Source organism: Meiothermus cerbereus, assembly GCF_051297115.1.
Taxonomy (GTDB): Bacteria; Deinococcota; Deinococci; order Deinococcales; family Thermaceae; genus Meiothermus; species Meiothermus cerbereus_A.
This window is the reverse complement of the sequence record NZ_JBEVAL010000106.1, coordinates 1-6,584: the sequence shown is the minus strand read 5'-3', so window position 1 is coordinate 6,584 and position 6,584 is coordinate 1. Positions and strand designations below refer to the sequence as shown.

Here is a 6,584-nt window from a genome sequence, read left to right as displayed (position 1 = left end):
AGATGTCCTGCCGAGTAACGCGGTATGAGGACGTCGTCCAGGATGAGGTAACCCCGTTGCGGTCCTCCTTTTTGCTGGCAGAGTTCCAGGGCCAGCGCGAAGTAAAAGGCCAGGGGTTGCTGCAAGGCCCGCCGGCAAAATCCTTACCCTCGGCCATAGCCAGGGCCGAGGCGTTGATGGGGCTGGATGCTAAGCTTTCCAGAGCGCGGCGGACGGGGCGTGGTGTCCTATTCATTGGGCTTCCTATGTGACTGGAAGCCCATTTTAATGCATGTAAAGTACACCGCGTAATTCCAGATTATCGCCTACAGCCGTGACGGCTCTCGGTTCGTCACCGTGCAGGTCAAGGCGCTAAGCAAGCGCGATCCCGTTCCGCTTGGCACGTCGCTGGACAAGCTGATGGGTGAGTTCTGGGTCATCGTTACCAACATTCCCAAGGAGCCAGGAGTGTCTGTGTTGCTTCCTGAAGAGGTTAGGAAGCTCGCACATCGTGCAGAGAAGGGTGGCCGAGTATCTTACTGGCTGGAACCAGCCTCGTATGACACGGAGGAGTTCCGCAATGCGTGGCACCGAATTGGCCGTGATGGTGTTATGGCCTAACAAAGGCATTCAGCGAACGGCGCTTCTGCACGATTGCAGATGCTGGCCACCAGCAAACCTCGAGCCCCCTTCCCGCCATACAATATCCCCATGCCCTCGAGCCTCTTCTTCGGCGGAACCATCCTCTCCCCCACCCTTGCAGGTTCGGCCTACACCCTCAGGCCCCTCGAGGCCCTCTTCGTCCAGGATGGCCGAATCACCGCTGTGGGCCGGTTGTCCGACTTGGAGAACCTGGCCGGCCCCGACACCCGGCGCATCCACCTGGAGGGGCGCACCCTGCTGCCGGGCTTCAACGATGCCCACATCCACATCTGGAAGGTGGGGCAGCTACGCACCACCCTGCTCGACCTGCGCGGGGTGAAAAGCCTGGCCGAGCTGTACCGGCGGGTAGCAGAGCGCGCCCGCACCCTCAAACCCGGAGAGTGGCTGTGGGGGCGCGGCTGGAACGAGGCCCTGCTGGCCGAAAAGGCCATGCCCGACAAGGCCGCGCTCGACCAACTGGCCCCGCACAACCCGGTATTGCTAACCCGCACCTGCGCCCACATCCACGCGGTCAACTCCCAGGCCCTGCAGCTTGCCGGCATCACCCCCCAGACCCAGGTGCCTGGCGGAGAGATTCACTACGAGCAGGGCATCCTCTACGAGACCGCCTATGGGCTGGTGTTCAGGGCCATGGGCGAGCCCAGCCAGGCCCAGTACGAGCTGTGGGTCAAAGCCGGGATGGAGTACCTGCGTAGCCTGGGCATCACCAGCGCCACCGACCCCGCGGTAGACCCGCCCCTCTACGCGGCCTACCAGGCCCTGGACGCGCGCGGCGAGCTGCCCATCCGGGCCAACCTGCTTTTTATCCGCCGCCCCGACGGGGGCAGCGGAACCTTCCCGCTCCCAGAAAAACATCTTTCCGACTGGCTGCGCTGCGATTCGGTCAAGTTCTTTGCCGATGGGGGCCTCTCGGGGGCCACTGCGGCCATCTCCAGGCCCTACAAGAACCTCGAGGGCCCCAGCTATGGCATTCTGCGCTTCGAGGAAGAAGAGCTGCTCGAGCTGGCCCTAGAAGCCCACCGCGCGGGCTTTCGCATCGGCACCCACGCCATTGGCGACCGGGCGCTGGATCAGGTCTTGCGGGTCTACCAAAGGCTCTACCAGGAAGCCCCCGGCCCCCGGCACCGCATCGAGCACTTTGGCCTGGCCGGCCCCGAACACCTACAAAAAGCCCGCCAGCTGGGGGTGATGGCCGTACCCCAGCCCATCTTTCTGCGGGAGCTGCGGGCCAACTACCAGCGCTACGTACCCGACGAGTGGCTAGCGCGCTGCTTCAACCTGCGGGCCATGTTTGAAGCAGGCCTCACCGTGGCCTTCTCCTCCGATGGGCCGGTGGTCGAGCAGGTGGAGCCGATTAAGGGCTTGCAGGCTGCGCTGCGGGAGCCTCTGGTGGAAGGCAACCAGGTGGGCCTCGAGCCCGCCCTGTGGGCCTACACGGTGGGCGGCGCCACGGCCCAGGGCGACGAGGGCAACCGGGGCAGCCTGGAGGCAGGCCAATGGGCCGATTTGGTTATATTGGAAGGCGATCTGCGCGACCCCTATAGCCTGAGGATTCAGGCCACCGTAGTAGCAGGAGCAAGCGATGCCTAGAAAAAAGTCCCCTCCTACCAACCGTTGGGATGCTTTGCGGGCCGAAGCCCGCCGGGTGCTCCATGCAGCGCTCGACCTCGAGGCCGAACAAGCCACCCCAGAGGCCGCACATTACTCTCAAGAGCTCTTCTACGGGGCAATGGAGCTAAGCCGGGAAAATGCGGTGATCAAGCGTTGCATTAAAGCCATACGCATCAACCCCAACAACCCCGATCCAATGCTGGTGCTCTGCCGGTTTATTGGGGGCAGCCTGGAAGAACAAATTGCCCTTCACGAGCGCATCGTGCAGGCCGGTGAACGCGACATAGGCAAGCAAAACATGGATGTACTCAAGGGTCAATTCTGGGGCTACCTCGAGACCCGGCCCTACATGCGGGCGCTGCAAACGCTAGGCCACCTGTATGAACAAGCGCAGCGATTGCCCGAGGCGACAGGGATCTACGAGCGGATGCTGGAACTTAACCCCAACGATAACCAGGGGGTACGCTATAGCCTGCTGGGGCACTACTTAACGCTCAACCGGCTCAACGAGGCGCGCAAGCTGTGGAAGCAGTACGAGGATGAACACAGCGCGTTCTGGGCCTGGGGCAAGGTGCTGCTGGAGTTTCTGTCGGGGAACCTCGAGGCCGCGCAGAAAGCCTTGGACGAGGCACGTAAAGTCAACCCCTACGCTGAAGCCTACCTGGGCGGCTGGAAACCCATCCCCAAGGAGCGGCCTGGCTTTTACTCGCCCGGGCAGGAGTCCGAAGCCCTTTACTGTTTTGACGAGATAGGCAAAGCATGGGTCAAGAACCCCCAAGCCCAGCGCTGGCTGGAACAGCACTAAGGCCACCATGACCGTCCGCCCGTTGCAACCCCAAGACCTGCCTGCCTACTTTCCCCTCCGCACGGCCCTGTGGCCCGATAGCGCCGCCAGTTTTGAACTCGAGGTGGCCGAAATCCTGCAGGCTGAGCACCTGGCGGCTTTTGTGGCCGAGCAAGACGGCAAACTGGTGGGCTTTGCAGAGGTATCGCTGCGAGGCTATGCCGAGGGGTGCGACAGCAGCCCGGTGGGCTATCTGGAGGGCTGGTATGTCGCGCCGCAGTACCGCCGGACTGGTGTCGGACGCAGGCTGGTGCAGGCCGCCGAAGGCTGGGCACGGGCCAAAGGCTGTACCGAGATGGCCTCCGACAGCGAGCTATCGAACACCCAGAGTCACCAGGCCCACGCCCGCCTGGGCTATCAGGAAGTGGAGCGCATCGTGTGCTTTCGCAAGGCGCTGTAGATTAGCCAGGAAGGTAGTACCATGAACCTGACCCCCACCATAGACCGCAGCAAAGTGAAGGCCCTCATGCAGCAAGAGCAGCGGCGTTTCGCCGAAGCGCACCCGCGCTCACTAGCGCTTTACCAGCGTGCCCAGCACTCCCTGCTGGCCGGGGTTCCCATGCACTGGATGACCCGCTGGCCGGGGGGCTTTCCCCTCTTCGTGGACGAGGCCCGAGGGGCTACCTTCCGCGATGTGGACGGCCTCGAGTACATCGACCTGTGCCTGGGCGACACCGGGGCCATGACCGGCCACTCGCCCGCCGCAGCCCTGCCGGGCATTATGGCCCAGTTGCAAAAGGGCATCACCACCATGCTGCCCTCCGAAAACGCCTTCTGGGTGGCCGAGGAGCTGCAGCGTCGTTTTGGGCTAAAGTACTGGCAGTTTGCCCTATCGGCCACCGACGCCAACCGCTTCGCGCTGCGGCTGGCCCGGGCCATTACCGCGCGGCCCAGGGTGCTGGTCTTCCACGGCTGCTACCACGGCACCGTGGACGAAGCCTACGCCTGGCTGGTAGGCGGCAAACCTGCCAGCCGTCCGGGCAACATTGGCCCGCAGGTAGACCCCACCCTCACCACCAAGGTGGTGGAGTGGAACGACCTGGAGGCCCTGGAAGAAGCCCTGAAACCGGGTGACGTAGCGGCGGTGCTGGCCGAGCCGGTGATGACCAACGTGGGCATCGTGCACCCCCGGCCCGGCTACCACCAGGCCCTGCGCGAGCTTACCCGCCAGTACGGTACACTTTTGATCATCGACGAGACCCACACCCTATCGGCAGGGCCGGGGGGCTACACGCGGGCGCACGGCCTAAAGCCCGACATCCTGACGGTGGGCAAGCCCCTGGGCAGCGGCATTCCCAGCGCCGCCTACGGCTTTAGCGAGGAGGTGGGCCGACAGGCCCAGCGGGTCATCCAGCCCCCCTACGCCGACACCGGCGGCATCGGGGGCACCCTGGCGGCCAACGCCCTCTCGCTGGCGGCCATGCGGGCTACCCTCGAGCACGTCCTGACCGAAGCCGCCTACCGGCACATGGTTGCCCTGGGGGAGCAGCTCGAGGCCGAGGTGCGGGAGGTCATGGAGCGCTACCACCTGCCCTGGCACGTCACCCGGGTGGGCTGCCGGGTCGAGTACCTCTTCCGCCCCAACCCCGCCCAAAACGGCAGCGAGGCCCTCGCAGGCCAGGACCCCGACCTCGACCCCTTCATCCACCTCTTCATGCTGAACCGGGGCATCCTGCTCACCCCCTTCCACAACATGGCCCTCATCTCGCCCGAGACCACCGCTACCCAGGTGCGGCGGCACACCGAGGTGTTCGAGGAGGCGGTTAGGGCGCTGATCAGTTAGCCTACTGGCCGCTGTAAGTTGGCTAAACTTGTCGAAGCCAACCCCGTGTTTACCCTCCCTCATTAGGGAAGCGTTCCCTTCGACAGACTCAGGGAACACCCGTTGGTCAGCTCTTCACTTAGCGGTTCGGGCCAGATTCGGCAGGTCTTACAGACGGCCTTCGGTCAGGGCTTTTTTCTTGGCTCGGCTCCAACCCTGCACCTGTTTTTCGCGATAAGGTGTATACTGTATACACTTTATGTCAAAACAGACAGCCGAGGTCGTGATCTGTGGGGCGGGCATTGCCGGGGTAGCGGCGGCCTACCACCTGGCGGTCAAGCGGGGCCTGAAAAACGTGCTTCTGGTGGAGCAGGGTGACCCGCTCTCGCTCACCTCCGACAAATCCACCGAGGCCTACCGCAACTGGTGGCCCGGCCCCGACGGGCAGATGATTGCCTTCATGAACCAGAGCATCGAGCTGCTGGAGGGCCTAGCGCGGGCGTCGGCCAACCGCATTAACCTCAACCGGCGCGGCTATCTGTATGCCACCGCCGAGGAAAGCAAAATTTCCCTGCTGGCCCAGGCCGCCGAGCAAGCAGCCCGCCAGGGTGCGGGGGCCCTGCGGGTGCACACCGGCCTGGCCGCGGGCTACCGGCCCAGCCTGCCGGAGGGCCTCGAGGGGGCCCTGGACGGGGCCGACCTGCTTACCGGCGCGGCCATACACCAGCACTTCCCCTACCTTTCGCCCCGTACCAAGGCCGTGCTGCACGTGCGGCGGGCGGGCTGGCTCTCGGCCCAGCAGCTGGGCATGTATCTGCTGGAAAAAGCCCGCGAACACGGGGCGCGGCTGGTGCGGGGGCAGGTGGTGGGGGTCGAAACAGCCGGGGGCGCGGTTCGGAAAGTACATGTTCGGCAGGCGGACGGCTCGCTTTTTGCCATCCAGACCCCGGTTTTTGTTAACGCCGCGGGGCCTTTTCAGCACGCCGTGGGCCAGTTGCTAGGGGTCGAACTGCCCGTCTTTGCCGAGCTACACCGCAAGATGAGCTTTAGCGAGGCCCTGGGGGTGGTGCCCCGCGAGGCCCCCATGCTGATCTGGATGGACGAGGTAGAGCTTCCCTGGAGCCCCCAAGAGCGCGAGGTGCTGGCCCAGGAGGAGTCTACCTGCTGGCTTTTAGGGCGGCTTCCTTCCGGGGTGCATGGCCGGCCCGACGGGCACGGGGCCAGCACCACCTTAATCGTGCTGTACAACTACCACACCCAGCCGGTTGAACCTGCTTTCCCCCTTCCCCCAGAGCCCCACTACGCCGAGGTCGCCCTGCGCGGTTTCTCGCTGATGGTGCCAGGCCTGCGACAGTATTTCGAGAAAACCCCCAAACCCTGGGTAGACGGGGGCTACTACCTCAAAACCCAGGAAAACCGCCCCCTTATCGGCCCGCTGCCGATAAAGGGGGCCTACATAATAGGGGCCCTATCGGGCTTTGGCGTGATGGCCGCCTGCGCGGCAGGCGAGCTGCTGGCCGCCCATGTGACCGGTGCGGCCCTGCCCGGCTACGCTCCGGCTTTCCTGCTGTCGCGCTATCAAGACCCGGTATATCAACAACGGTTGCGCGACTGGGGCAATACCGGCCAGCTTTAGTCTTGAATCTGTGCTGGTATGTGCAACTTTACCAGGCTCTTATCATATACAGCATGAACCCGAACAAACCCATACCCAGCCCCATTCCT

General features: G+C 64.1%; 5 protein-coding genes and 1 pseudogene. 5 read left to right on the top strand and 1 reads right to left on the bottom strand.

What is annotated here, in order from left to right; translation table 11 throughout:
- Positions 1 to 235, bottom strand: a pseudogene (locus tag ABWU19_RS13925) (IS701 family transposase); the annotation flags it as partial.
- A gap of 455 nt (positions 236 to 690) precedes the next feature.
- Between ABWU19_RS13925 and ABWU19_RS13920 the strand changes: the two are divergent.
- From ABWU19_RS13920 to ABWU19_RS13900, 5 genes are all read left to right on the top strand, one after another.
- Entirely contained in the window at positions 691 to 2,232 is a 1,542-nt protein-coding gene (locus ABWU19_RS13920) for an amidohydrolase (protein ID WP_435902264.1), read from the top strand.
- Entirely contained in the window at positions 2,225 to 3,058 is an 834-nt protein-coding gene (locus tag ABWU19_RS13915) for a tetratricopeptide repeat protein (protein ID WP_435902263.1), read from the top strand. Before ABWU19_RS13920 ends, ABWU19_RS13915 begins: the two co-directional genes overlap by 8 nt.
- A 7-nt stretch (positions 3,059 to 3,065) precedes the next feature.
- Positions 3,066 to 3,497: an aminoglycoside 6'-N-acetyltransferase gene (gene aac(6'), locus ABWU19_RS13910; RefSeq protein WP_435902262.1), complete on the top strand. Its 432-nt coding sequence runs from the start codon at positions 3,066 to 3,068 to the stop codon at positions 3,495 to 3,497.
- A 21-nt stretch (positions 3,498 to 3,518) separates the two neighbouring features.
- Positions 3,519 to 4,880 (top strand): aspartate aminotransferase family protein, encoded by a 1,362-nt coding sequence (locus tag ABWU19_RS13905; RefSeq protein ID WP_435902261.1) that lies wholly within the window; start codon positions 3,519 to 3,521, stop codon positions 4,878 to 4,880.
- Positions 4,881 to 5,118: 238 nt separating this feature from the next.
- Positions 5,119 to 6,495, top strand: coding sequence for an NAD(P)/FAD-dependent oxidoreductase (locus tag ABWU19_RS13900; protein WP_435902260.1), 1,377 nt, complete (start codon positions 5,119 to 5,121; stop codon positions 6,493 to 6,495).
- Positions 6,496 to 6,584 lie beyond the last annotated feature (89 nt).